General features: G+C 37.4%; 19 protein-coding genes and 1 tRNA gene. 5 read left to right on the top strand and 15 right to left on the bottom strand.

What is annotated here, in order from left to right:
* Positions 1 to 258 precede the first annotated feature (258 nt).
* Positions 259 to 414 (top strand): hypothetical protein, encoded by a 156-nt coding sequence (locus tag FHR29_RS19605; protein WP_183916394.1) that lies wholly within the window; start codon positions 259 to 261, stop codon positions 412 to 414.
* A 154-nt stretch (positions 415 to 568) separates the two neighbouring features.
* The gene (locus tag FHR29_RS19610; protein ID WP_183916396.1) at positions 569 to 1087 is read left to right on the top strand and encodes a hypothetical protein; all 519 of its coding nucleotides are present in this window, start codon (positions 569 to 571) and stop codon (positions 1085 to 1087) included.
* Positions 1088 to 1135: 48 nt separating this feature from the next.
* Here the strand turns inward: FHR29_RS19610 and FHR29_RS19615 are convergent.
* Positions 1136 to 1207 (bottom strand) — tRNA-Glu (locus FHR29_RS19615).
* A gap of 126 nt (positions 1208 to 1333) precedes the next feature.
* Between FHR29_RS19615 and FHR29_RS19620 the strand changes: the two genes are divergently transcribed.
* Positions 1334 to 3844 carry a family 20 glycosylhydrolase gene (locus FHR29_RS19620; protein ID WP_183916398.1) on the top strand — a complete coding sequence of 837 codons (2511 nt, stop codon included), beginning with the start codon at positions 1334 to 1336 and terminating at the stop codon, positions 3842 to 3844.
* Positions 3845 to 3927: 83 nt separating this feature from the next.
* On the opposite strand, the gene FHR29_RS19625 is transcribed toward FHR29_RS19620, so the two are convergent.
* Both FHR29_RS19625 and FHR29_RS19630 read right to left on the bottom strand, forming a co-directional pair.
* Entirely contained in the window at positions 3928 to 4335 is a 408-nt protein-coding gene (locus FHR29_RS19625; RefSeq protein WP_183916400.1) for a DoxX family protein, read from the bottom strand.
* A 5-nt stretch (positions 4336 to 4340) separates the two neighbouring features.
* Positions 4341 to 5246: an LD-carboxypeptidase gene (locus FHR29_RS19630; RefSeq protein WP_183916402.1), complete on the bottom strand. Its 906-nt coding sequence runs from the start codon at positions 5244 to 5246 to the stop codon at positions 4341 to 4343.
* Positions 5247 to 5345: 99 nt separating this feature from the next.
* On the opposite strand from FHR29_RS19630, the gene metG reads away from it, so the two are divergent.
* A complete protein-coding gene (metG, locus tag FHR29_RS19635) occupies positions 5346 to 7415 on the top strand; it encodes a methionine--tRNA ligase (protein WP_183916404.1) in 2070 nt (689 codons plus the stop codon).
* A gap of 47 nt (positions 7416 to 7462) precedes the next feature.
* Here metG and FHR29_RS19640 read toward each other — a convergent pair whose 3' ends face one another.
* The 10 genes from FHR29_RS19640 to FHR29_RS19685 all read right to left on the bottom strand — a co-directional run bounded on the left by FHR29_RS19640 (position 7463) and on the right by FHR29_RS19685 (position 23288).
* Entirely contained in the window at positions 7463 to 8254 is a 792-nt protein-coding gene (locus FHR29_RS19640) for a GLPGLI family protein (protein ID WP_183916406.1), read from the bottom strand.
* 1 nt (position 8255) lies between these two features.
* On the bottom strand, positions 8256 to 11042 hold the full coding sequence (locus FHR29_RS19645) for an outer membrane beta-barrel protein (RefSeq protein WP_183916409.1): 2787 nt from the start codon (positions 11040 to 11042) through the stop codon (positions 8256 to 8258).
* A 145-nt stretch (positions 11043 to 11187) separates the two neighbouring features.
* Positions 11188 to 11637, bottom strand: coding sequence for an Rrf2 family transcriptional regulator (locus FHR29_RS19650; protein ID WP_021190852.1), 450 nt, complete (start codon positions 11635 to 11637; stop codon positions 11188 to 11190).
* A 164-nt stretch (positions 11638 to 11801) separates the two neighbouring features.
* Complete coding sequence (pafA, locus tag FHR29_RS19655; protein ID WP_183916411.1) at positions 11802 to 13442, bottom strand: alkaline phosphatase PafA; 1641 nt, start codon at positions 13440 to 13442, stop codon at positions 11802 to 11804.
* 33 nt (positions 13443 to 13475) lie between these two features.
* A complete protein-coding gene (gene uvrA, locus FHR29_RS19660; RefSeq protein ID WP_183916413.1) occupies positions 13476 to 16277 on the bottom strand; it encodes an excinuclease ABC subunit UvrA in 2802 nt (933 codons plus the stop codon).
* 143 nt (positions 16278 to 16420) lie between these two features.
* Complete coding sequence (locus FHR29_RS19665) at positions 16421 to 18025, bottom strand: M20/M25/M40 family metallo-hydrolase (RefSeq protein ID WP_183916415.1); 1605 nt, start codon at positions 18023 to 18025, stop codon at positions 16421 to 16423.
* A gap of 264 nt (positions 18026 to 18289) precedes the next feature.
* Positions 18290 to 20089, bottom strand: a complete 1800-nt coding sequence (gene typA / locus FHR29_RS19670; protein ID WP_132771684.1) for a translational GTPase TypA — start codon at positions 20087 to 20089, stop codon at positions 18290 to 18292.
* Between the two features lie 78 nt (positions 20090 to 20167).
* On the bottom strand, positions 20168 to 21358 hold the full coding sequence (gene kbl / locus FHR29_RS19675) for a glycine C-acetyltransferase (RefSeq protein ID WP_183916417.1): 1191 nt from the start codon (positions 21356 to 21358) through the stop codon (positions 20168 to 20170).
* A 115-nt stretch (positions 21359 to 21473) separates the two neighbouring features.
* Entirely contained in the window at positions 21474 to 22721 is a 1248-nt protein-coding gene (locus tag FHR29_RS19680; RefSeq protein ID WP_183916419.1) for an ABC transporter permease, read from the bottom strand.
* Positions 22722 to 22859: 138 nt separating this feature from the next.
* Positions 22860 to 23288, bottom strand: a complete 429-nt coding sequence (locus FHR29_RS19685) for a DUF2147 domain-containing protein (protein ID WP_132843423.1) — start codon at positions 23286 to 23288, stop codon at positions 22860 to 22862.
* Between the two features lie 203 nt (positions 23289 to 23491).
* Between FHR29_RS19685 and FHR29_RS19690 the strand changes: the two genes are divergently transcribed.
* Positions 23492 to 23839 carry a phage holin family protein gene (locus FHR29_RS19690; RefSeq protein WP_021190846.1) on the top strand — a complete coding sequence of 116 codons (348 nt, stop codon included), beginning with the start codon at positions 23492 to 23494 and terminating at the stop codon, positions 23837 to 23839.
* 155 nt (positions 23840 to 23994) lie between these two features.
* On the opposite strand, the gene FHR29_RS19695 is transcribed toward FHR29_RS19690, so the two are convergent.
* Both FHR29_RS19695 and FHR29_RS19700 read right to left on the bottom strand, forming a co-directional pair.
* The gene (locus FHR29_RS19695; protein ID WP_183916421.1) at positions 23995 to 25353 is read right to left on the bottom strand and encodes a PepSY domain-containing protein; all 1359 of its coding nucleotides are present in this window, start codon (positions 25351 to 25353) and stop codon (positions 23995 to 23997) included.
* 88 nt (positions 25354 to 25441) lie between these two features.
* A complete protein-coding gene (locus FHR29_RS19700) occupies positions 25442 to 26851 on the bottom strand; it encodes a hypothetical protein (protein ID WP_183916422.1) in 1410 nt (469 codons plus the stop codon).
* Between the last annotated feature and the right edge of the window lie 6 nt (positions 26852 to 26857).

Consider the following 26857-nt stretch of genomic DNA (forward strand, 5'->3'; position numbering starts at 1 on the left):
ACAATTATGTGAGTAACAATCCGATCAGATTTATTGATCCAGACGGAAAGGGGCCAATTGATCCACCAACTAAAAAACAGTAAAGAGGGGCTGCCGGCGTGATGCTAAGAGGGGTACTCGGACGATCAGTTGTTTCTACTATAGTAGGCGGGGCTCCTGGCACTAGGTGGTGCAATAGCCAGAGGAGGAACAGTAACCGTCATAGGTGCCCCTGTAGGTTAGGTTATTTGCGGAGCAGTTGTAGGGGGCGGACTACTTGTGGAAGGCTTAGTCACAGTTTATGAGAATTTCACAGAAAGCAAAGCCACAAAACCAAGTACTGTTGATATTGGCCAAGGAACCGCAGAAGAAAAGGTACCAAATCCTAATAGTGATAAAGGAAACCTGATCATTAAGAGAAAGTACAGCACTTAGCCTACAAAGACAAAAGTAAACACATTGACAAGCAGGGTATTACAGAAAATACAACAAAAGTATATAAGGCTGAGAGAAGACCTAAAAGCAAGAAATAAAAATGTAGAAATTGACTATAAACGTCTTGGAATAGGACATATAACGTTGGCGGCAAATGAATATAAAATTTTATTTTAATGACCATGAAATTCAAAAACTGATTGAATTTATTATTTCAATCAATGGTAAAATAATTCCTGATTTACTATTTGAAGATTCTAATTATCAAATCGTTGAAAAATATGAAGATTTTGATTCAATTTTAAAATATCAAACAATTCATTTTTTTCTAATTAGTGATTCATTTCAAATTGAGAGATTGCTAGTTACTGAAAATAGATATATAAAAGAAGGCAATAAATACGGTATTAATCAACGTAAAGGAGGACCTTATATAGATTTATTTTTTTATCGGGGATTTTCGGAAGATGCAACTGTTAAATATAAGTGTTCAGAAATAGATATATATAGTAAATTTATTCATGTAGATAGTTGTGAAGAATTTAAAGCTACAGAAGAATTGATCGTATACTATAAACTAATTGTTGATTATATCAGGAAGAGAAGTAAGAGAATAAAAATAGGTACAAAAAAACATTACATTGGTTTAGAACGCTTAAACGATAAAAATTGAAAACTTTAAACGCATAAAAAAAGCGACTCTTTTGAAGTCGCTTTTTTGTAGCCCGTAGGGGAATCGAACCCCTGTTTCTAGAATGAAAATCTAACGTCCTAACCCCTAGACGAACGGGCCTTTTTGTGTTTCGGTGTGCAAATATAGAAAGGTTATTGAATATTTCAAAATAAAAATGAAAAATTATTTATTTCTCTAAAAATTGTATCTTTAGATCACACAACAAACTAAACAACTTATAGATTCATGAGTTATCAACCGTATAAAAAGTCCATTTGGCTGTCTACTACAATGGCATTGTTGACAGCAAATCTCTTTGCCCAGACTCCTGCAAACATTGAAAATAAGATTTCAGTACGCTGGGAAGTTCCAACAGGAATAAGTTTAAAGAAAAACCCGACGTCGAAATTAATCATTAAAAACACAGACAGTCAGCAAATTGCACTTAAAGATTGGTCACTATGGTTTAATTTCATCCGTGGAATAGATGCAAAATCTGTTGATTCACGTTTTAAATTGTCACATCGTAATGGAGATTTATTCCAGATTGAATTTGCAAAAAACAATCTAACGCTACAGCCCAAAGATACCATTGAAATCAATTTTACAACACTCGGTGGCCTGATAAATTATACAGATGGACCAATCGGGCTTTACGTAAGCTATGATGGTAAAGACACTTATGCGGACATCAAAAACTATGAAGCGCAGCGCAATACCTTTACGGCAGAACAGCGTAAAGCCTATTTAGAGCAGAAGTTTGCGAGCAATGAGCTTCTTTCTAAAGGTTCGCAGCAAGATATTCTTCCGCTACCGGCGCAAGCAAGCTTTGATAAAACAAAGTCATTTAAATTGACAAATACCGTTTCAATCAATAGCGATAATGATTTTAATAATGAAGCGGGTTTATTCATACAGTTCTTAAAAGAACAAACAGGAATACAGGCACAGAAAAGCACGAGTAAAGACGCTCAAATCAAGATCGTTAAAACTGCAGGCTTTGAAGATGAGGCTTATGCATTGAATATTGATAGCAAAGGAATCGAAATTAAAGCAAGTACCGCAACGGGTGCATTCTACGGCTTACAGTCATTAAAATCTTTAATTCCTGCCGCAGTATGGAGCACGACGAATAAATCATTGAATTTCCCATATGCTCAGGTAAAAGATCAGCCCCGTTTCCCGTATCGTGGTCTCATGCTGGATGTGGCACGTAATTTCCATAGCAAAGCTGAGGTACTTCGTATTTTGGATGCAATGGCGCAGTACAAACTGAATAAATTTCACTTCCACTTCATCGATGATGAGGGCTGGCGTTTAGAAATTCCAGGACTACCTGAATTGACTGACGTCGGTAGTGTACGTTCTGCCAATTTTAAAGATGGAAAAGCCATACAACCGGCCTATGGATCTGGAGCGGTAGCAAAAGAAAAACAATATCTAAGCACGCAGGACTATATCGAGATTTTACGTTATGCCGCGGCAAGACATATTGATGTCATTCCAGAAATTGAAACTCCGGGACATGCACGTGCTGCAATAAAATCAATGGAAGCGCGTTACAATAAACTTAAAAAAGCAGGAGACCTTAAAGGTGCGGAAGAATATTTATTACATGATCCGGAAGACCTATCGGTATACAACTCTGCACAGAACTGGAACGACAACGTTTTAAATCCTGCCTTACCTTCTTCGTACCATTTCTTAAGTAAGGTAATCGATGAAGTGAAAAAAATGCATGAACAAGCCGGAGTACCTTTAAAGATCATCGATCTAGGTGGTGATGAAACGCCTGCCGGCGTCTGGGAAAAATCTCCAAAGATCGAAGCTTTCATGAAAGAAAAGAACATCACATCCGTGCATGATGTGTGGCCATATTACATTAACCGTATTAATGAATTATGCCACTCTAAAGGATTGATCATGTCAGGTTGGGAAGAAATGGGGATGAAAAATTTCGGAAAGGGAATGGATATAAATCCAGCACTGGCCGATCATAACATCAACTTAAACGTCTGGAATAACCTGATCGGTGGTGGACAGGAAGATTTAGCGTACCGCCTAGCGAATGCAGGTTACAAAGTTGTCTTTACTTCTGCTTATAACAACTATCTGGACATGACCTGGGACCATAACTTTGCTGAGCCGGGACATAGCTGGGTAGGATTGGTTGATATTAACAAAACATACTCGTTTGCTCCGGAAAACTATTTTATTAACCTGTTCAAAGACAATTCAGGAAACGAGTTACCGAAAGATTTCGCAAAAAATAAGGTTCATTTAACGGAAAAAGGCAAAGCAAACTTCTTGGGTGTTAAAGCTGGACTTTGGTCTGAAAAAATAAATAACGATACGCGTCTTGAAGAAATGATTTTTCCACGCTTATTGGCAGTTGCCGATCGTGGATGGGCTCCGGAACAAAGCTGGGAAAATGGCGAAAATTTTGATCATCAGACTTACCAAAAAAGCTATGCTGGATTTATGCAGAAGTTAGGTAATGATGAATTGAAGAAATTAGATAAATTAAATAAAGGGTATCATTATCGTGTACCTGCTGTCGGAGTAAAATTGATCGATGGAAAGTTAACAGCCAACACCGACTACCCTGGTTTTAAAATTTACTACAGTGAAGATAACACGGAACCTACTTTAAAATCAAAAGAATATAAAGGAGCTATTCCGTTTAATAGCAAGTCGACCTACAAGTTTAGAGTAATCACTCCGATCGGAGACTTGGGGATTGTTTCGACATACTAAAATAGAACGTTCACAGAACAAAAGAAGAGGCTTAACGCATGATGTGTTAAGCCTCTTCTCTTGTTACAATAAGTTCAACTGTCTTATTTCTTATCAACAGAATACTTTCCCGGACCGATAAATAATAGACCAATAAAAACACAGCATAATTCAATGGCATGAGAGGCTCCTTTAATGCCATCTCCTTTTCCGAAATGAACAAGAGCCGCAACAATCATCGTGAACGCTAAAAAAAGTAAAGTAGGTCTAGTCCAAAGGCCGATCAATAAAAACAAACCTCCTACTCCTTCGGTAACGGCTGCCATAAATCCCCAAAAAATGGGTAAGAAATGAATGCCTAATACTCCCATAGACCCCCCAAGCTTAGCCCATGTCTCTACTCCGCCCATCATTTTAGGGAAACCATGCACAATCATCATCACGCCTAAACCAACACGCATGATCAATAAACCGAAATCTTTATATTTTCCTAAATTTTGAAATAGTGCCATAATATTTAATCGATATATGTTAATAAAACCTTATTTTTTGTGGTCTTTAATTTCACCTTCTTCCCAAAAATTAATGCATGATTATCATCAATATGGCCGGCAGGATAAACGAATGCTACTGGAAAATCTGCATCCCTTACTTTGTCCATCACAATTTCAGAGACAGACTGTCCAAATGAAGGATCAGCATCTTTCATTCCGGAAAAACCGCCGACAATCAGGCCTTTCAATTTTTTAAATTTCCCGGCACGCTTCAATGCCCATAACATACGGTCGACACTGTAGAAAGTCTCTCCTACATCTTCGATAAACAAGATTTTACCATCGTAATTGACATCTGACTCAGATGCCAGTACGGATAGTAGAATAGCTAAATTTCCTCCAACAAGTATTCCTGTTGCTTCTCCTACTCTATTTGGAAATTCTTTCTGTTCATAGCTGTAATCTACCGACTGCCCGAAGAGAGCGGCCTTCAATGTATCTAAAGATGCTTTGGTACCTGCTTCAAAAGATTTTGGCATTTGCCCATGTATGGTAGGAATGGCAAATTGCTGTTGAATATGACTATGTAAAACAGTAATATCACTAAACCCAACAAGCCATTTAGGCTGTTTTTGAAAAAGCGAAAAATCAAGTTGATCAATAATCCTCACGCAGCCGTATCCACCTCGTGCCGCAAAAACAGCTTTGATCGAATCATCATCCAAAGCCCATTGCAAATCGGCAGCTCTTTCATGATCATCGCCCGCAAATTGATGGTAAGCGGCTGTGACAGTCTTTCCCAAAAGGACCTCCAGGCCCCATGATTCCAAAATTTTAACGGCGGCATCTATATTTCCACGAATAAAACTTGCAGGACAGACAATTGCGACTTTATCGCCTGCTTTAAGAAATTCAGGTATTTTCGTCATAATCTTTATTTTAATACCGCAAATTGAATTATCTTTGTCAAAGAAACAAACATTTATAGTGTTTTTTTATTTCGCTAACTACTAATTTACTGTATAGCATTGAGTAATTTATCCAAAAAACGTTACACCATTACATCTGCATTGCCTTATGCTAATGGTCCTTTGCATATTGGTCACTTGGCCGGCGCATATATTCCTGGCGACATTTTCGTGCGCTATTTACGTCTTAATGATAAAGACGTTGTCTATGTCTGTGGTTCTGATGAACATGGAGCGGCGATTACCATCCGAGCAAAAAAAGAAGGTATCACACCGCAGCAAATTATTGATAAGTACAATTCACAAATTAAAGAGAGCTTTGAAGAGTTCGGTATTGCATTTGATATCTATCACCGTACTTCCGAGCCTATCCACCATGCATTATCTCAAGAATTCTTTACGAATTTATACGATAAAGGTGAATTCGTTGAGAAATTCTCAGAACAATACTATGATGAAGATTTTCATCAATTCTTAGCTGATCGTTATATTGTTGGTACTTGCCCTAACTGTAAGTCGGAAGGTGCTTATGGTGATCAATGTGAGAAATGTGGTACTTCGTTAAGTCCAACAGACTTAATCAATCCAATATCGACATTGAGCGGAAAAACACCGGTATTAAGAAAAACAAAACACTGGTACTTACCACTAGATAAATACCAACCTTGGTTAGAGAAATGGTTGATCGAAGGTAAAAAAGACGTGTTGAAATCAAATGTTTTTGGTCAGTGCCAATCTTGGTTGAAATCGGGTTTACAACCTCGTTCTATGACCCGCGATTTGGACTGGGGTGTAGATGTTCCTCTTAAAGAGGCTGCTGGTAAAAAACTGTATGTTTGGTTAGATGCTCCGATTGGCTACATTTCTGCTACCAAGCAATGGGCTATTGATCATGGTAAAAACTGGGAAGATTATTGGAAAAAACAAGAAAATCCTGAAGATGACTCTTGCTTAATCCATTTCATCGGAAAAGATAATATCGTATTCCACTGTATCATCTTCCCCGCGATCTTACATGCACATGGTGAATATATTTTACCAGATAACGTACCTGCTAACGAATTCTTAAATCTTGAGGGAGACAAATTATCGACCTCTCGTAATCATGCTGTTTGGTTACATGAATATTTAGAAGAGTTTCCAGGAAAACAAGATGAATTACGTTATGTATTGACTTCTATTCTTCCTGAAACATCTGATAGTGAATTTACATGGAAGGATTTCCAAGCTAGAGTTAACAATGAACTGGTTGCCATCTTTGGTAACTTTGTCAACCGTGTCATGGTACTTTCTCACAAATATTTTGATGGTAAAGTAGTTAGCGGTTCTCCGTTAAATGAAGTAGATCAAAATGTTTTTGCTGAATTAGCAAAATTCCCTGACGCGATCACCGGCTCTATACAGCAATATCGTTTCCGCGAGGCATTAGCACAGTTTATGAATGTTGCTCGTTTAGGAAATAAGTACTTAGCAGATGAAGAACCTTGGAAAGTGATCAAAACGGATGAGGAACGTGTAAAAACTGTTCTGAATGTGGCCACACAAATAGTCGCAAACTTAGCGGTATTGGCACAGCCTTTCCTTCCGAAAACTGCTACAAAACTTTTCGAAATGCTCGATTTCCCAAGTACAAATTGGACAAATGCAGGTAAAGCGGATTTAATTGATGATGGCCACCAATTGAGTGAAGTACAACTATTATTCGAAAAAATCACAGACGAGCAGGTTGAATTTCAATTGAACAAATTGACTCAGGCAAAAATTGCAAATGCAGCGGCAAATGTAAAAACTGAACTGGCTAAAGCAAATATTGCTTTCGAAGATTTTACGAAACTTGATATTCGTGTGGGTACGATCTTAGAAGCAGAGAAAGTTGCTAAAACAAAGAAATTATTAAAAATCAAAATTGATACTGGTATTGACCAACGTACGGTTGTATCTGGAATTGCAGAATTCTTCTCTCCAGAAGAAATCATCGGCAAACAGGTATCTATTTTAGTAAATCTTGAGCCTCGCGATATCAAAGGAATCACCTCTCAAGGGATGATCTTAATGGCTGAGGATGCTGATGGCCGTTTGGACTTTGTAAATCCAACCTCGGCAATCAAACCGGGTAGTACCATTCGATAAAGAACTATATTTAAATAAGAAAGGGAACTTATCGTTCCCTTTCTTATTTAAAATAATATCGCTTTCAGCTTTTTATTGAATTCCTTTTCGTCCATCCAATCGTAGACAGAAGATTTTAGTTTTGCGACAATCGCAGTCTTGGGCTCCGCTACCACTTTCTTTTTCTTTGTCAGCACATTGGAAACTGGCGTATTGGTTAATTCAACCTTTGTTGCAAAAATATTAATGTTCATGCTCGGAATGGATACACCCAAAATCATCCCCGGTAAACCATGAATAAGTTCTGGACCTGTTGGAATGGGAATCTGCCCTGCAAAAAATGCCACCACATAAATTGAATCCTGAATAATACCATTCGCCCTACGACAATCGTACCCTGCAATATTTCGGTACTCATCCGTATACTTCCACTTCACATTGGGCAATGAATCTTTCATTAATAATTCTTCATCTCCGAAAGGCAATAACTTTAGAAAGCTGCTCTGTTTAACATTGATATAGGTTTTGGAATCAGTAATAAAGGGGCTGTACCAAGAGTAATTACGGTAATTCGGCGGATAATCCTCCTGTACGGTCTCAAAAACGGTTTCATCATCAAAGAATTTTAAACTATGATGCGTGATGATTTCTACTGGCCCGGATTTTATGGCAGCCTCTACACTAATCTTATCCCAACCATCCAGATCGGGTTTATTCAAGAAATTGCGTTTCAAATAATTATGTAAATGAAATTTCCGTTCAAACGTAACGGTTCCACTACTCGGAAAAAAAGCGTACTGGGCAGACGCATGCATCATAAAACCCACAAATAAAAACATTACTACAATATACTTTTTCATCTTATTTTCCTCCTTTCATAGTTGTAAAATTATAAATCACTTTCAACATGCCATAACGGTGCAACACTTCATTACTGGACTGAATAAAAGAGGATCCATTCTGATAGCGGTTTATACCACTATTCTTATTCAAGATATCGTTAACATAAATCTGTGCTTCTAACGATTTATCTTTAAAGAATTTCTTTGAAATATAACCATTCATATTAACGATATTAATAGACTGCAGGGTTTGAGTCGAACTCTGATAGCTTTGATTAACGTTAAGCCCTACTTTAAAATCTTTCGGCAGGTAATAAGTTACATTGCCATAAGAATTCATTGTAAAAGTTGTTCTACTCAATTGAGGCTGTAAAGAGGAATTTAGTTTTTCAACACCCGGAGTAATATTTAAGTAGAAATCCAACTTATTTGCCTTATAACGACTTAATCCGATACTAGGGGCTAAACTCCAAGTTTCATTCTGATTTAAACGCGGTTCCTCTATTCCTAATGATAAGTAACTATATTGACTACTGTATTCCACATTAGCTCCTAAATTTAGGTTTAGTCCCCATTTTTTCTGTACAACAAATCGATATCCAGATTGCCCATATATCCGCCAGTTCGTCTTGTCGATGTTGACATATTGAATATCTTGACGACCTTCTTCATAATACCTCACCCTGCTGGATATATTATTGATTCCCTGGGTTGCACTTACATATGCATAAACACTTTGATCTTTCAGCTGTTTATAGGAATTGAAACTTAAACTGTAATTATTACTAAAACCAGCTTTTAAATCAAAATTGTCAAGATAGGTTACCAATTGTTGTGAGTTTTGCTTTAATGGTTCGATTTGCGTCAGTGACGGTTGCAATGTTCTTCCCGAGTACCTGAAATTAATACTTTTACTTTTCGTAATCTGATAATTAGTCGATAAGCTTGGACGAATTGACGTTTGATCACGCTGAAGCACAGTTTCCAAATTATTGTAATCACGCTTCACATTTTCAAAATCCAGTTGGTTACTTAGATTAACCGTTAACTTGTTATCTTTATAATTGAGTGAAGTACTCAATCCATTTTTCATACTCGTAAAATCAAAATCATTCAGGATCGCCTGATCTAATACGGTATACTCGCCTGTCAACGAATCTCTATCGAAAGATTGATTTAATGTTTCCGACTTATTATTTAGGAATGAATATCCCAGAGCAGCGGTCAACCTTTTAGAAATAGGTTCTGTAAAGGTCATCGAAGCTCCTAAATTCGTATTCCTATTCATATTTTTCTTATACTGATCTATGGTATCGGTAAGATTGTTTTTAAAGAAATGGGTACTTGAGAAATAATTTATATTACCATCATTTTTATCCGAATTCGTATTGACCGCCAAAGTCAATGATCTTCTTACTTTCTTAAAACGTCTCGTGAGTAAAACGTCCAGATTGTATTGCTCCTGATCAGTTCTCGAATTATTTTTAGAATATGTTTCCGTAATTCCCTGCCCTTCCAAAGTTTTTTGATCAGCAAATGTTTCTGAAAAATTATCCCTTTGCGACTTATTGAACCCCATTTTCACAGTCATATCTGTTAAGGAATCCAATTTATAATCATACCTCAGGTTGGCTGCATTTGTCTTAGTCTCGTTGTCCGAGCTCGTTACCGAATTATCAATACGTGCTTGTTCTGGAATGTTATTTTGGGCAGAATAAGTACTGGTATTATTTACGTTTAGTTGATTCCTTCTATAGTTAACGTTAATTTTGTGCTTATCATTTGCAGTCTTATCTGAGTAGCTGGCCCCAAAATTTAAAGCTTTGGGTACTCCACCTCCATAAAACCTTCCGTCAAATCCACCGTCGGAGCCGTCACCACCAGAAGAGATCATAATACCGCCACCATCCATAACTTCCATGCTACCCGATCCACCTACACCATACTTCTGTCCATCTTCAAATCCAAGTCCCACCATACCATCATTGGCCGCAATACCGTAAACAGCTATTTTCTGGCTTCCTTTGAATTTATTGACCATCACTTTGCCCCCATAGTAGTTATCGGTACCTCCACCCACGGTAGCTTGCCCAAACATTCCTTTCTTACTATCGGCTTTTAACTTGATATCAATGGTCTGCGTGCGTTCTCCGTCATCAACACCTGTACGGTCTGCTAAGTCTGATTTTTTTTCATACACCTGTACCTTACTAACCATGTCCGAACGGATATTCTTGGTAATAAGTGTTGGATCATCGCCAAAGAACTCTTCTCCGTCTAATAATACTTTCTTCACTTCTTTTCCATTTGCCGTAATCTTACCATTTGCATCCATGGTCATTCCTGGCAATACTTTTAAGAGATCTTCCACTTTAGCATCTTTTTCGACTTTAAAGCTTCCTGCATCATATTCAATGGTATCCCCTTTCATGACGACAGGGATTCTTCCTGTTACTTGTGCCTCTTCCAAAAGCAATGCGGCTTTTGATAATTTAATAGTTCCAAAAGCAATGGGCTCTTGACCTACAGTAACATCCTTGACAACATCCACATATTGAGGAAAGGATACAATGAACCGATAAGTTCCTGTATCAATTTTAGGAAAAGAAAAGGATCCATTTTCATTTGTTCTCACGAACTTGACAAGAACGGAATCTTTCGCATTTAATAATACAACAGCCGCTTTACCAAGTTTCCCCCCATCCTTCGAATCTACAATCTCTCCCGATACTTTTGTTTGTGCATGTGTTGCATTGGTCAGCATAAATGAGCATAGTAATAATATGCTCCAATAGAATTTGGCCATTAGGTTCGGTTTATAATGATACTAAAAACTAAAGATATAGTTTTAATACGATAAAGTCGTATGCTTTTTGTTAAATTTTCGTTAAAAATAAAAAAGGCCGAATTAATCAAATAATTCGGCCCTTTCAGTAAAAAGTTTAATTTATCTAGCTATCTTCTGTAGTGTCTAGGTTTAATTGTTTTTCCTTGTTTATTAGACTCGCAACACTCGTGTCGTTTAGTATTTGTAACATTGCATTACGAACCTCAACAAAAGTATCGCGTATACCACAGGCATGCTCTGTGGTACATTCATCACATGAACGATAGAAATTGAGACTGACACATGGCAATAAGGCAATAGGTCCGTCGATCAATCGCATCACCTGAGATAAATAAACATCTTCTGGTGCTTTATTTAGACTGTAACCCCCTCCTGCACCTTTCTTGCTATACAAAATCCCTGCATTACGCATTTCCAACAATATCTGTTCTAAAAATTTCTTCGGAATGTTTTCTTCCTCTGCAATTTTTACAATCTGCATGGGATCTTTACCGTAGTTCCTACCTAAAACCATTAAGGCTTTAATGGCATATTTTGTCTTTTTAGAAAGCATATTATTTATTCAATTTTATCTACAAACTTAGATAAAATTGTTTTATTTACAATCTTATTGCATTGCTTATAAAACAATTTTACCACCCTCTTCTCTTCAATCAGTAAATTTATATAGCAGAAATCTAACAAATTTTACCTGTAATATAGCATTTAAAAGCGATACTACTGTCCTAACACTTCTACTATAGGAGTACCGATACTGCCATTTGGCTCCATAACATGCAACAACGCGGCTAAAGTTGGAGCAATATCAGTAACGTTTACAGCTTTATTAGAAACGCCATGTTTGATACCCCATCCCATAAATACTAATGGTATATGTGAATCAAAGCTTGACCATGTACCGTGCGTTGTACCTGTAGAACGAGGAGATCCCTCATACCATTGTGGTTCAACAACAATCTGAATAACACCACTTCGCTTCATATGATATCCGTTAATTGCTTTTTCGCGGATCGCTAGTGGAGCTTGAAGAACATCACCTTTGGACATATCAAAAACAAATGCAACACCATCCTGTTTTTTCAAATACTTGATGATATCCGTTTTGATGGCTTCTTCATCTAGTTTTAAAGTTTCAATCTTCTCATTGTCTAAATGTACTTGATAGTTCATTAGACTCTTAACCAATTTTTCTTGACCAAACTTAGCTTTCAAATTATCATTCAATGCTGTTAAGATCTGTCTGCCTGGAAAATATCCCCCGTTCCCTTTCATGTCCATGAAATAACGTGAATTATAAGATGCGGCATGATCTGCTGTTAAAAAGAATGTGTAATTACCTTTACCAACTGATTTATCCAAATAGTTGAAGAGATCTGCAAGTTCATGATCCAGCTTTAAATAGATATCTTCAATTTCTACAGAAGAAAGGGAATAACGATGGCCCACATAGTCAGTAGCAGATAAGCTTACACAAAGAAAGTCGGTACTTTTCGTTGGGTTATTTCCAAGTTTTTCATTTTCTATAGCCGCTTTAGCTAAATCTAATGTCAAGGTGTTTCCCATAGGCGTCGTCTTGATCAACTCGTACCCTTCAGTAGCCATCAATTTGGAAGTTGCTCTTGGTAAAGTTGGACTTGCCTCTCCAGCAAATTTTCCTTCATAAATATTATCATCAGCAATACTTGAAGTATAGGTCGATAACGGATAAGATGGTTTCCAATCTTGTTTTAAATATTTTTCAGCAAGTTTTTTCTTATTAAAATCTGTTACCCAGTTTGGTAATTTATCCATGTAGAAATTGCTCGTAATCCAATTACCTGACTTAGATTCAAACCAGTAGGCTGCATCAGCAAAATGACCAGCAGGTAGAATCCCGCCACGATCTTTAATTGCAATACCGATAACCTTTGATTGAAAATTGGTCGCCAATTTCAATTGATCTGTAATCGTAGAAGCAAGTAAATTGCGTGGAGACTGCTTTCCTTCAGCCTCTGTTGTACCTACCCCAACAACATTGTCATCCTGAGTACAATACATTGGTTTACCAGTTTGCTCCATAATCCAATCATTGCCTGAAATACCATGTATAGCAGGTACTGATCCTGTGTAAACAGAGCTATGGCCGATAGCAGTATAGGTTGGAATGTAATTGATCAGCGTATTTTCGCATGAAAATCCCTCATTCAACAATCTTTTGAAACCACCTTCCCCGTAGCGTTCAGCGAATCGGTACAGGTAATCCCAGCGCATCTGGTCAACCATAAGACCCACGACTAATTTCGGACGTTCTGGCGACTGTGCAAAGGTTGTCAAACTACTCAACCCTACGCACATCATTATTAACATTTTTTTAATCATGTCTTTTATTTTGTTTAGGCTATAAATGTAAAATTAATTCATTAAATGAGTCTGTAAATATTGCCCTGTATAAGAATCTTTACATTTGACCAAATCTTCAGGAAGTCCTGCAAAAACTAATTTCCCTCCTTTATCTCCCCCTTCAGGACCGATATCTATCACCCAATCTGCCGATTTGATCATATCCATATTATGTTCGATAACCAAAATACTATTCCCTAAATTGATCAGTGCCTCAAACGATTTCAAGAGCTTCTTAATATCATGAAAATGGAGACCTGTTGTTGGTTCATCAAATATAAAAAGTGTTTTCTTACTGTTATTTCCTTTAATTAAGAATGAAGCCAGTTTGATTCGCTGTGCTTCTCCACCAGATAGTGTACTTGATGATTGTCCCAATTTCACATAACCTAGTCCAACATCTTGTAAAGGTTGAAGTTTAGATAAGATTTTAGGTTGATCAGCAAAGAAAACAATAGCCTCATCAACACTTAATTCCAAAACATCTGAAACCGACTTACTTTTATACTGGACATCAAGTACATGCTGTTTAAAACGTTTGCCTTCACAAGCCTCACAAGGAAGCACAATATCGGCCATAAATTGCATCTCAATCTTGACCTCTCCCTCGCCTTGGCATACGTCACAGCGACCACCCTCCACATTAAATGAAAAGGCGGCGGGTTTTAGTCCTGCAGCTTTAGCAGCCGGTAAATTTGAATATAAAGCTCTAACTTCATCCCAAGCTTTTACATAGGTAACGGGATTTGATCGTGAAGAACGACCGATCGGATTCTGATCAACCATTTCAATTTGTTCAACGCGATCAATATCTCCTTCAATTCCATCGTAAACTCCTGTCTGCTCACCGGAATAATTCCCGATCGCTTTTTGCAGAGCCGGATATAAAATCCGTTTTACAATTGATGTCTTCCCAGAACCGGAAACACCCGTTACAACAGTAAAATTATTGAGTGGAAAAGTCACATCAATACCCTGCAGGTTATTTTCATGCGCTCCTTTAACGGTAATGGAATTGTTCCATGTACGACGTTGAGCCGGAATGACGATCTGATCTTGTCCGCTTAAATAACGACCTGTTAAACTTTTTTTATCTTTAATGATATCATCGTAGTGACCTGCAAATACCAATTCTCCACCATTTATTCCTGCTTCCGGACCAATATCGATCAGATAATCGGCAGCCTCCATCATTTCCTGTTCATGCTCGACCACAATGACTGTATTACCAATATCCCTTAGCGATTTTAAAACTCCTATGAGCCTTTGTGTATCGCGAGGGTGTAAACCAATACTCGGTTCGTCCAAGACATAAATTGACCCAACCAAAGAACTTCCTAATGAAGTCGCTAAATTAATACGTTGCGATTCACCTCCAGAAAGAGAGTTGGATAAGCGATTTAAAGTTAAATAGCTCAATCCTACATCACATAAAAACTGTAACCGGCTTTCAATTTCAGATAATAACCGCTTCGCAATTAAAAGATCATTCCCTTTTAGTTCTAATCCTTTGAAAAACTCCAATGCTTTATCCAAAGGCATCAGTACGATATCTGTAATGGATCTATCACCAACTTTTACGTAGGTTGCATCCTGACGAAGACGGGAACCGTGACATTCTGGACAATCTGTCTTACCACGATAGCGGGATAACATGACCCGATATTGGATTTTGTAGGTCTGTTCTTCAAGCTCTTGAAAAAATTGATTTAAACCTGAAAAATACTTATTACCCGTCCACAGCAATTTCTTTTGTGCCGCTGTTAGATCAGAATAGGAACGATGGATAGGAAAGTCAAACTTTAACGAAACTTTGATCAGTGCCTGTAACCATTCGCCCATTTTCTCACCTCGCCAAGGTGCGATAGCACCATCATATACCGATCGGCTTTTATCAGGAATAACAAGATCTGGATCAATACCAATCACTTTCCCATATCCTTCACAACGGCGACATGCTCCATATGGATTATTAAAACTGAAGAAATTAGCTGTTGGTTCTTCAAACAAGATTCCATCAAGCTCAAAACGATCTGAGAAATGATGTAATTCGTCTCCTACGGCTATGGAGCAATTACCTTTTCCTTCAAATAAAGCTGTTTGAATAGAATCCGAAAGACGATTTAAGGTATCGTCATCCGAGTCGATACGAAGACGGTCCGTTACGATTTCTATTTCACCTTCTTTAATTACTTTATTATCGACTTTCTTGTCATCGATGATCGTTTCTATTTTCTGTAGCTCACCTTTATACTTGATACGGACAAAACCTTTCTGTAATAAAAGTGAAAGTTCCTCTTTTAACTTACGGTCGTTCGTAGGAATTAGTGGAGCATAAATGGTAATAGATGTTCCCTCCTCTAAAGCCGTTGCAAAATCTACAATACTGGAGACCGTATCTTTTGTAACAAGTTGTCCAGATACGGGAGAATAGGTTTTGCCTATACGTGCATATAATAGTTTCAGATAATCATAAATCTCAGTCGATGTACCGACAGTAGAGCGAGGATTGCTCGTAATAACGCGTTGTTCGATCGCTATTGCCGGTGCTATACCTTTAATATAATCAACTTCAGGTTTATTCATCCTTCCCATAAACTGACGGGCATAGGAAGAGAGACTTTCGACATAACGACGTTGCCCCTCGGCATAGAGTGTGTCAAATGCTAAGGAAGATTTGCCCGAGCCTGACATACCTGTAATAACAACCAGTTTGTTCTTAGGGATATCGACATCAATATTCTTTAAATTATTGACTCTTGCCCCTTTTATTTGAATATAATTTTTCGGACTATTATCCTGTGTCTTCGCCATTTATAAATTCCAATCTAATTTGTTTCAATCTGACATACAGATAAAAACAAAAATAAGGATTTAAAAATCCTTATTAATAACATGAACTAAGAAAAGCCCAATATTTTACAAATTCTTAATAAAGAATCTATTTCAAATGTTACCTAATATCCAACTCCTGTTCTCCTCGGCTGTCTAATAGGGGGCCAAACACCCGGTTTACCGTCAGTTCCCGCTGGGAGTACCCGTTGCTCCCGATTAACCAACTTAGCTTCCTCAGAGGCTTTATAAGCCATTACAGCAGTAAGAATTACATTATACTTGAGATCATCAAACACTAACTTATCATAAGTATCCAAATTGGTATGCCATGTATTTGAAAAGTAACCCCAAGACAATGAACTTAACATAAAAGCAGGTACTCCAGCAGCAACGAAAGATGAGTGGTCTGATCCCCCGCCTCCTGGTGATCCCGGAAATTCTGTTTTGATATCTTTTGTAACATGAGCAGGCACAGCAGACATCCAGCGGGATATAAAGTCATAAGCATGTACAAAGCCTGAGCCATTAATTCGCTCAACACGGCCTGTACCGTTATCTAAGTTGAAAACAGCTTGTGTATTTTCTATAATCTCTGGATTGTCCAAGACAAACGAACGCGAGCCGTTTAGCCCCTGTTCTTCACTTCCCCACAAACCGATTAGTATAGTTCGCTTAGGATTTGGCAATATCTTTTTCAAAATACGTGCGACTTCCATCATAGCGATAGTTCCGGTTCCATTGTCTGTTGCTCCCGAACCTCCCTCCCAGGAATCAAGGTGAGCTGAAAGAATAACGTATTCGTTCGGAAATTGACTTCCTTTAATTTCAGCAATAGTATTAAAGGAAGGTACGTTTCCTAGATCCTTTGAAGCAGTCTCGACACTGATCTTTGTACTGATTCCCTTTTCGGTTAAACGGTATAACATACCATAATCTTCTAAGGAGATATCGAGCGATGGCGCCTTATATGACCGTGCTCCAAATATTTTATTCGCTCCAAATTCTTTTGACCAATTGCTGGTCAATATCCCTACGGCACCTGCATCTTCCAACATGGCTGGGATAGAATTTGCAGATACTCCAGAAGCTTTGATTCGGTTGTTCCATAAAACTGCAAGAGAGTCCCGAGAAACTTTCATCCGTTCAATGGATTCCTTGGTCCCATACTCTTCCCAGTTATGATCCGGACGACCGGTTGGCTGTGGCATTGAAATCATCACAAATTTACCTTTAACAGATGGAAGCCATTTATGAAATGACAAGGAATCCTTTACATCTGGTAGGCTAATAACTTCCGCTTGTATACTTTTCCCTTTTGTACTCGGACTCCATGCAAGCTGTGTTCCGGCCAATGATTTGACACGGGGTGCAATCATATCGATATGTGAAATACCGCGTTCCCATCCTCGCCATTCACCAAATTTTTGATTTTGAGCTGTAATGCCCCAACTTTCAAATTTAGCAACTGCCCATTCATTTGCACGGGTCATGCCTGGAGTTCCCACTAAGCGGGGACCAACTACATCTAACAGTTCAAACGCGAGTGATTCCAGCTGAGAGTTATTATTGGCTTCTGCTACAATTTTTTGCACAATAGGCTCTAATACCTGCGATCCCTGCTGTGATCGATTTTGTGCAAATCCATGATCTAGCGTAAAAAAGCTAAAAAACAAGGTATAACCTAAGACTCTTTTTGAGAAAATATACGTGAGATAAGTTCTTTTCATAAAATATAATATGTAAGGATTTTTAATAAGGCCACTTAAAAATCGAAATTTATATTGACATTCACGACTTTGCATTGATTTTATTACAAAAAAGACAGATTATTAACGATCCAAATGATTTGGAAAATCTAAAAAGAATTCCAAAAAGACTTATTCAAAACAGATAAAGGAGAATTTATAATCACTGTATGAAAAAAGGATATTACAAAAAAAGCCTCCGATAAATCGGAGGCTTTTTCTATTATTTTAAATCTAATGAGATCATTAAACTTTTTTGTTCACTTTACGTTCACCTTCTGTTAAGTAGATCTTACGTAAACGGATAGACTGAGGAGTAACCTCAATATATTCGTCACCTTGGATATACTCCATTGATTCTTCTAAAGAGAATTTGATCGCTGGTGCAATACGAGTATTATCATCAGTACCAGAAGCACGCATATTCGTTAATTGTTTCGCTTTAACGATATTGATTGTTAAATCGTTATCACGGATATGCTCTCCTAAAATTTGTCCTTCATAGATATCTACTCCTGGATCAACGAAGAATTTACCACGATCTTGTAATTTATCGATAGAATAAGCTGTTGTAGTACCTTTATCTAAAGAGATCAATACACCATGTTGACGTCCAGGGATTGTACCTTTCCAAGGCTCGTAACCTTTCAAACGGTGAGCCATAACAGCTTCACCAGCAGTAGCAGTCAATACGTTGTTACGTAAACCGATGATACCACGAGAAGGGATTTCGAACTCTAAGTGTTGCATTTCACCTTTAGTCTCCATAATCAATAACTCACCTTTACGTTGTGTTACCAATTCGATTACTTTACCAGAAACTTCAGCAGGAACATCTACGACCAATACTTCGACTGGCTCACATTTCTTACCATCAATTTCTTTCAAGATAACTTGTGGCTGACCTACTTGCAATTCGTAACCTTCGCGACGCATTGTTTCGATCAATACAGATAAATGGAGAATACCACGACCATATACTAACCATGCATCAGGAGATTCAGTAGGAACTACACGTAATGCTAAGTTTTTCTCTAATTCTTTTTGTAAACGATCATGGATGTGACGAGAAGTAACTAATTTACCTTCTTTACCAAAGAAAGGTGAGTTATTAATCGTGAACAACATGTTCATTGTAGGCTCATCAATATGAATAACCTCTAATTGCTCTGGGTTTTCGAAATCAGCGATAGTATCACCGATATCAAAACCTTCGATACCAACTACAGCACAGATATCACCACAAGCAACTTCTGTAACACGACGACGACCTAAACCTTCAAACGTATGTAATTCTTTTACACGAGATTTAACGATTTTACCATCGCGTTTCATCAATGAAATAGGTTGGTTTTCTTTGATTGTTCCACGTGCAACACGACCAATAGCGATACGACCTACGAAAGTAGAGTAATCTAAAGATGTGATTTGCATTTGCAAAGTACCTTCATTAAAAGGAGATGGTGGGAAGTGAGAGATGATAGCATCTAACAATTCAGATACATCTTCTTTAGGCTCTTTCCAATCTGTTGACATCCAACCATTTTTAGAAGAACCGTATAATACTGGAAACGCCAATTGCTCTTCAGTAGCATCTAAGCTAAAGAATAAATCAAATACATTTTCATATACTTCTTCAGGACGACAGTTTTCTTTGTCTACTTTATTAACAACTACCAAAGGTTTCAAGCCTAAAGCTAAAGCTTTTTGTGTAACGAAACGAGTTTGAGGCATAGGACCTTCAAAAGCATCTACTAATAACACAACACCATCAGCCATCTTCAAGACACGCTCAACCTCACCACCGAAATCGGCGTGACCAGGAGTGTCAATAACGTTGATTTTCACACCTTTGTATTGAACAGAAACGTTTTTAGCAACGATTGTAATACCGCGTTCACGCTCTAGATCGTTATTATCTAGAATTAAATCACCTGTACCATCATTATCTCTAAAAAGATTTGTGAAGTGTAAGATTTTGTCTACCAACGTAGTTTTACCGTGATCGACGTGAGCGATAATCGCTATATTTCTAATATTTTGCATCCAGCAAGTAAATTTGTTTTAAATTCAGGGTGCAAAGATAAGTATTTTGCATCATAAATTCATATAACTATGTGTATTTTATTTGATTACAGCTAAATCTTTTCCAACTTTTATGAATGCTGCTATTGCTTTATCCAAATGACTGATCTCATGACCTGCCGAAATCTGAACACGGATACGTGCTTTTCCTTGTGGAACAACAGGGTAATAGAAACCAATTACATAGATTCCTTCTGCCAACATTCTGGTTGCAAATTCTTGTGCTAATTTTGCATCATACAGCATAACAGGTACAATAGGGTGAAATCCCGGCTTAATATCAAAACCTGCCGCTGTCATTTTTTCACGAAAATAAGCTGTATTTGCTTCTAATTTGTCACGTAAGTCTGTTGTCTCACTTAGCATGTCTAAAACCGCCACAGAAGCTCCTGCGATAGCTGGTGCTAAAGTATTGGAGAACAAGTATGGACGAGAACGCTGACGTAACATATCAATAATTTCTTTACGACCAGAAGTAAAACCGCCAGATGCACCACCTAATGCTTTACCTAATGTTCCAGTAATGATATCAACGCGATCAATTACATTATATAATTCATGTGTACCACGTCCAGTTTTACCAATAAAACCTGTACAGTGTGACTCATCGATCATCACTAATGCTTCATATTTATCTGCTAGATCACAGATCTGATCTAATGGAGCTACCGAACCGTCCATAGAGAATGCTCCATCTGTAACGATAATACGGTGACGCGCGCCAGAAGCCGCTTGTAACTGAGCTTCTAAATCTGCCATATCCGCGTTTTTATAACGGAAACGTTGTGCTTTACACAAACGGACACCATCGATAATAGATGCATGATTCAATTCATCTGAAATGATCGCATCTTCTGCACCTAATAAAGGTTCGAATACTCCGCCATTGGCATCAAATGCCGCCGCATATAAAATAGTATCTTCTGTTCCTAAAAATTTAGAAATTTTTGCTTCCAACTCTTTGTGAATATCCTGTGTTCCACAAATAAAACGTACTGATGACATTCCATATCCATGTGAATCAATTGCTTTTTTTGCTGCTTCAGTTACTTTAGGATGTGATGATAATCCTAAATAGTTATTTGCACAAAAATTGATGACTTCTTCACCAGTGCTTACTTTAATATCAGCACCTTGAGGCGTAGTAATTACGCGTTCTTCTTTATACAAACCAGCTTCTTTGATAGCTGCTAATTCTTTCTGCAATGCAGGTTGAAGAGTTTTATACATAATAATTCAAAATTTTCTACAATAATAAGATTTTATAAGAGCATTTACTCCACTTATAAATGAAGTTTATGTTATTAATGCCTCAAAAGTATGTGAAACCGTTTGCACAATTTTACTATTCATAACGTAATGCTTCTACAGGATCTAATTTTGAAGCTTTTGATGCAGGATAATAGCCTGAGAGCATACCCACCAGAACACATACAGTAAAACCTAATATGATCCAATTCCAAGGAACAATAAATGATGCACCCAATTGTAATGCTAGCAGGTTGCCGATAACGATACCCAATATAATTCCTGCTGCCCCACCAATTAAACAGATAACAACTGCTTCTATTAAGAACTGTTTACGTATCACCGAAGGGGTTGCTCCAATTGCCTTACGGATTCCAATCTCACGTGTCCGCTCTGTTACAGAAACCAGCATAATATTCATTAAACCGATGGAAGCTCCTATTAATGTTATTAATGCAATCACGATTGCTCCCATTGTAATGATAACCATATTTTGAAGTAAGATCTGCGCAACCGCATCAGATTTCGTGATTTCAAAATCCGATGTTTGTTTTGCCGTCAACCCACGTATATTACGGAACACAATAGTAGCCTCTCCCACTCCGGCCTCTAAGCGAACCGGATCATTAACCGATATCGTAATGGTATAAGAAGGCTCAACACCCCCCATTACCGTTCTTGCTTTTACCAAAGGTATCAAACAGGCTTTATCAGCGCCCATACCAGCGCTTGATCCCTTATTTTTTAATACGCCGATTACTTGATAACGCACCCCACCGATTGTCATAAATTCACCTATGGGATTGATGGTGCCTTTAAATAATTTTTGATATATTTCATCACCGATAATGACGACAGGACTTCCTTTATAAACTTCCTGATTCGTAAAATTACGCCCAATAGACAAGTTATATCCGGATGTTTTTAAATAGGATTCATCAGATCCGATGACACCGATATTAGGATTTGTTTTTTCTGATTTATATTTTGCTGTCGCTGCCCATGAAACATTAACATTGATCGAGGTGACCGCGTCAAACTTATATTGTTCCTTAAAGCTGACCGCTTCTCGGTATGTAATGGAGGAATATACCTTCGACTGCTCACCGCTATTTCCAATGCGGACATTCAGACCGCGATTCCGAATATTAAATGAATTGGACCCCATTGAAGAAAAGGAATCTGTTAAAGACGATTTAATCGCATCTATAGATGTTAAAACACCTATAAGTGCCGTAATGCCTATTGCGATAATCAGTGCTGTCAGAAATGTGCGCAACTTATTGCCTACAATGGATTGGAGAGCAAGTTTTATATTCTCTGAATAGGACATTTTAACAGCCATAGCAATTCTATCGTTAATATTTAGATTGCTGAAATTACTGCTATTAAATTAATTATACAATGTTTTTAATAATTAAAGACCCCAAAATAAAAAGCGCACTTAAAAAATAAGTAGCGCTTTTTATTTTTAACCACAGCTTTAGTTCACCCTTTTCCATGATTCGGTACGTCCGAATAAACTGACGCCCACATAGCCCCTGATATCTAACTTATCTGTTCCCTGTAAGGTCATTTTACAGCTATAGGTTTTTCCTGTTTTTGGATCATATATTTTACCGTCTTGATAAACATTACCATCTTTTGAAAAGTTGGTCAAAATCTCTAAGCCCTGAACCTGTCTGCTTTGCAAACTTTTATCAGGATTTTTAATGTCCTTTTTAATATTTCCCTGTGCATCATTTGGTTCTTTCAACCAATATAGTTTACCAAAATACTTTTCACCCTTTTTGTAGATTTCTATTCTACCCTCTCCACTGGGATTCTGCCATTTTCCAATAATAGGGTCAGATTGTGCAAAAATTAATACTGACGTAAATACCAGCATCAGTGTCATGATCATCTTTTTCATATTGTCTCTGTTATAATTGTTTATGTGAATTTACAAAATTTATATTATGCAAGCATAACATATATGCAATTAATTATATTAAACACATTAAAGTACCAAAAGTTTAATTTGGGAGAGACGAATAGCAAACGATTGTTTGGGAGTACAATTTGGCACCGCATTTGATGATAATTTTGTAAGATTAACTTAAAATTATAAATATCATGAAATTCATTATTAGCCTACTTATTACAGGTGTAGTGATTGCGTTAGCAGCCTACATATCTCCAGGAGTACATGTTGCCAGCTTTCTTTGGGCTATCATAACAGGTCTTGTTATTGGATTTGTTAATGCCACTGTTGGTTCAATTTTAAGGTTGTTCACTTTTCCATTAAATTGGTTAACACTGGGACTAGTTTCTTTTATCATTACCGTACTTATGATATTATTAACAGATTCATTACTCGGATCTAAATTTGATGTTTCCGGTTTCTGGACAGCGGCGCTCTTTGCAATTGTAGTAGCGGTGCTAGAAATGATCATTGGAAAAATGTTTCCTAGCAAAGATTAAAAAAATATAGGATCATGTACCACTATTGAAAATTCTACATTTAGAAGTAAGAAAGTTACAATAGTCACAAATACGATATGTATCTCAAAAACGAATAGAGGCCAATCGATATCGATTGGCCTCTACTATGAATACCTAAATAATGACTATAATAACTATTTGCGTTTAGGTTTTTTCTTCATCTTATTAATCCAGATAAATACACCTGTTACTGGTAATGAGGTGGCGATTAAGCAGGAAATAAAATAAAGTATTTTTGTAAAAGGTCCGTATATATCGCCGATATGTAATGCTTTTACAGATGCCGAAGCCCTTTGTGAAAAAGTTTTTTTAACGAAAATTTCTTTTTCCAAAATTTCACCCGTATACTGATCCAAAGTAAGTTTATCACCTGCTGATGGTGCAAAAAATCCCACTTTATTCTTCATTACACTAATTGTTCCTGTGCTATCTTTAGGAAAGTTAATCGTAACATCACCATCGTACGGAAGAACTTTATTGATAGCAATCAAAGTTTCATCAATCGTTATTATTCTTTTCCCCGTTATTGGATAGATAGAGAGAAGCTTAGTCTTTTCCTCCTTCTTTTCGGAAGGCGCTTCATAGGTCCCCCAAGTTTTTTGCCAGCCTGTGCGGTACCAGTCAAATGACCAAAATGGTCCGGTGACACTCATCAAAAACAAAATGATACAGCTATAAAAACCTAGTGTATTGTGAATATCATGGTTGATTCGCTTCCAGTTTCCTGACCATTTTATCGATAAACCATTTTTCCATCCTCTTAACTTATTTGGAAACCAGATGATCATTCCACTGATGACGCCCAATAGAAATAATAAAGTGGCAGTTCCTGTGATCCAGCTACCTAGTTTTCTATTCTCAATCCCATCAAAAATTGGTTCTTTGATCTCATTTAAGAGCAACCAGCGGTGTAATCCGAACATAACCTGCATCATGTCATTGGTGCCATTTTTAATCTCTCCGACATCACCAATTAATTCACCTGTAAAAGGATTAACCATCATTTGATTTGCTCTTGGTTTACGTCCAGCCTCTTTCTTCGGTTCTTCCTTTTTGGAGTCCGCCAACTTATCATTAGCTTTTTCAACCCTAGCTTTTCCTTCTCCTGCTTTCTTATCTACAGAAATAGACGGTCCATTGTCCTTTGCAGAAGACTCTTTACCTTCAATATCTTTTTTTGGTTTATTATATAAAATTGCTAAAGTCCGCTCCTGATCAAATGGTATTTTAATACCAACAACTTTACCCTTGATATTATCTTTAGAAATACGCAATAATGAATCAGTGTTTATCTTTTGCTTTCCAGCTGAAGCAACCTGATAATACTGTGGTGCTGCTGCCTCTCGAATCTCCGTATTGTAGACATATACAGTTCCTGTTAAACACACGACAAAAACGACGATACCGCTAATAAGCCCAAACCAAAGATGTAGATCGTTAAATAGTTTTCTGATTTTCTGCCAATTAGATTTTTTCGCTTTTGTTGCTTTCATATTTTACTGTTTAGGGTATGGTTTTAAAATAAAAAATTAGGAAAGGTAATCATACCTTTCCTAATTCATAACTAAAATACAGTTTATCCTAGTAAGCTCCTAAATAGAAACTACCTGATTGATTTTTTAATTTAGCTCCTTTTGTGATCTGTTTTGTTTTTGTATCAATGATATAAATATGACCATCGACACCATTTGGAGTCATCGGAACATACGCCAGATCCCCGATCACGCCGATATTCTGGAATTGACCAAAAGTTCCTGTTATAGCTGTTACACCAGTTACTTTATCAGCCGATCTGCCAGAGAATCCGATATTAGTTTGGTTTTCAGTAGCCAATTTCACTGCTGTATTAGCCGTTAAATCAATTAAAGCCAAGTAACCACCATCAACACCTGTTTCTGTATACAAAACCAGACCGATATTATTTTTCACATGTCTCCATGCACGGATAGCAACATTATTACTTGTTCCTAAAGCTGTTTTTAAATCAAAATTATAAGCATTATCATAAGTTCCTGTAGAGCCGTTTATTCTTAAAATTTGTGATCCGGAAGTAGCCGTTGCTTGGTAAATATTTCCATCAGTACCCAAGTATTGCGTCATAGTACGGTATGAGTGGTTGTTCGCTTTACCATTAGCAGCATAAATCAATTTTGGATTGTTTAAAGAAGGATAATCCACAACTAAAGTTGCAGTACCCAATTCATTTTTTCCTGACGTCCATACCTGATTTCCGTCGCCATTAACCGTAGATTGTTTAGTTACATCTGTTCTTGTTAAATTACAGCCGATAAAGATTTTTGTTTTTGAGGCATTCAAAATTGGCACATCGATACGACCGATCTGATAACCTGCTTTTGTTTGCTCTGCAGTAAACGGAATTGTAAATTCTGTCTGACGGGTAATCTGAGGATCATTCAAATTCAACACAGCAATTTTTGCAGTACTTGCAACATTAACAAAATCTGCACCTGCGCCCTCTTTCGAACCTGTAACTTTAGAAGATGCATATACACCAACGCCAATACCTTCTGCTGCAACTACCCAACGAGGTGCTGTACCCAAAATAGGTTCAGTATTCACTTCTTCACGTGTATCAACAAAGCTCTTACCTCCTTCAACTTTGTATTTATTAAAAATTCCTCCGTCATTACCTGTGTATTGAATATTGTATAAGAAATTTCCATTGACAGAGCCCTGCACCCGCGCCGTACGCTGCGATCTTAAGCCATATCCATTGGCAAAGACATTCACTTCAAAATTTGCATCTTTTGCTTGTTCCGGCGTGATCGCAAATGCCATCGTACCACCATTTCCTGCTGTTCCTTCAGCATCTGGAAATGCACCTGTTAATGTAATATATTTACGGTCTGCCACATCTGGTCCTGAAGCCTGTTGACCAGCATCAACACCGTCACTTTTTTTACAAGAGGTTAAAGCACCGATTGCGATTGCAGTACCAAGTACCGCTGTCTTAAAAAATTTCGTTTTCATGTGAAT

This window comes from Sphingobacterium sp. JUb56, from assembly GCF_014191365.1.
Classification (GTDB): Bacteria; Bacteroidota; Bacteroidia; order Sphingobacteriales; family Sphingobacteriaceae; genus Sphingobacterium; species Sphingobacterium anhuiense.

Coding starts and splice junctions, on each gene's coding strand:
- kbl (WP_183916417.1), bottom strand. CDS start 21,358: ATGTATAAAACTCTTCAACCTGCATTGCAGAAAGAATTAGCAGCTATC.
- FHR29_RS19680 (WP_183916419.1), bottom strand. CDS start 22,721: ATGGCTGTTAAAATGTCCTATTCAGAGAATATAAAACTTGCTCTCCAA.
- FHR29_RS19690 (WP_021190846.1), top strand. CDS start 23,492: ATGAAATTCATTATTAGCCTACTTATTACAGGTGTAGTGATTGCGTTA.
- uvrA (WP_183916413.1), bottom strand. CDS start 16,277: ATGGCGAAGACACAGGATAATAGTCCGAAAAATTATATTCAAATAAAA.
- FHR29_RS19700 (WP_183916422.1), bottom strand. CDS start 26,851: ATGAAAACGAAATTTTTTAAGACAGCGGTACTTGGTACTGCAATCGCA.
- typA (WP_132771684.1), bottom strand. CDS start 20,089: ATGCAAAATATTAGAAATATAGCGATTATCGCTCACGTCGATCACGGT.
- FHR29_RS19645 (WP_183916409.1), bottom strand. CDS start 11,042: ATGGCCAAATTCTATTGGAGCATATTATTACTATGCTCATTTATGCTG.
- FHR29_RS19695 (WP_183916421.1), bottom strand. CDS start 25,353: ATGAAAGCAACAAAAGCGAAAAAATCTAATTGGCAGAAAATCAGAAAA.
- FHR29_RS19640 (WP_183916406.1), bottom strand. CDS start 8,254: ATGAAAAAGTATATTGTAGTAATGTTTTTATTTGTGGGTTTTATGATG.
- FHR29_RS19610 (WP_183916396.1), top strand. CDS start 569: ATGAATATAAAATTTTATTTTAATGACCATGAAATTCAAAAACTGATT.
- FHR29_RS19665 (WP_183916415.1), bottom strand. CDS start 18,025: ATGAAAAGAACTTATCTCACGTATATTTTCTCAAAAAGAGTCTTAGGT.
- FHR29_RS19685 (WP_132843423.1), bottom strand. CDS start 23,288: ATGAAAAAGATGATCATGACACTGATGCTGGTATTTACGTCAGTATTA.
- pafA (WP_183916411.1), bottom strand. CDS start 13,442: ATGATTAAAAAAATGTTAATAATGATGTGCGTAGGGTTGAGTAGTTTG.
- FHR29_RS19650 (WP_021190852.1), bottom strand. CDS start 11,637: ATGCTTTCTAAAAAGACAAAATATGCCATTAAAGCCTTAATGGTTTTA.
- FHR29_RS19620 (WP_183916398.1), top strand. CDS start 1,334: ATGAGTTATCAACCGTATAAAAAGTCCATTTGGCTGTCTACTACAATG.
- FHR29_RS19630 (WP_183916402.1), bottom strand. CDS start 5,246: ATGACGAAAATACCTGAATTTCTTAAAGCAGGCGATAAAGTCGCAATT.
- FHR29_RS19625 (WP_183916400.1), bottom strand. CDS start 4,335: ATGGCACTATTTCAAAATTTAGGAAAATATAAAGATTTCGGTTTATTG.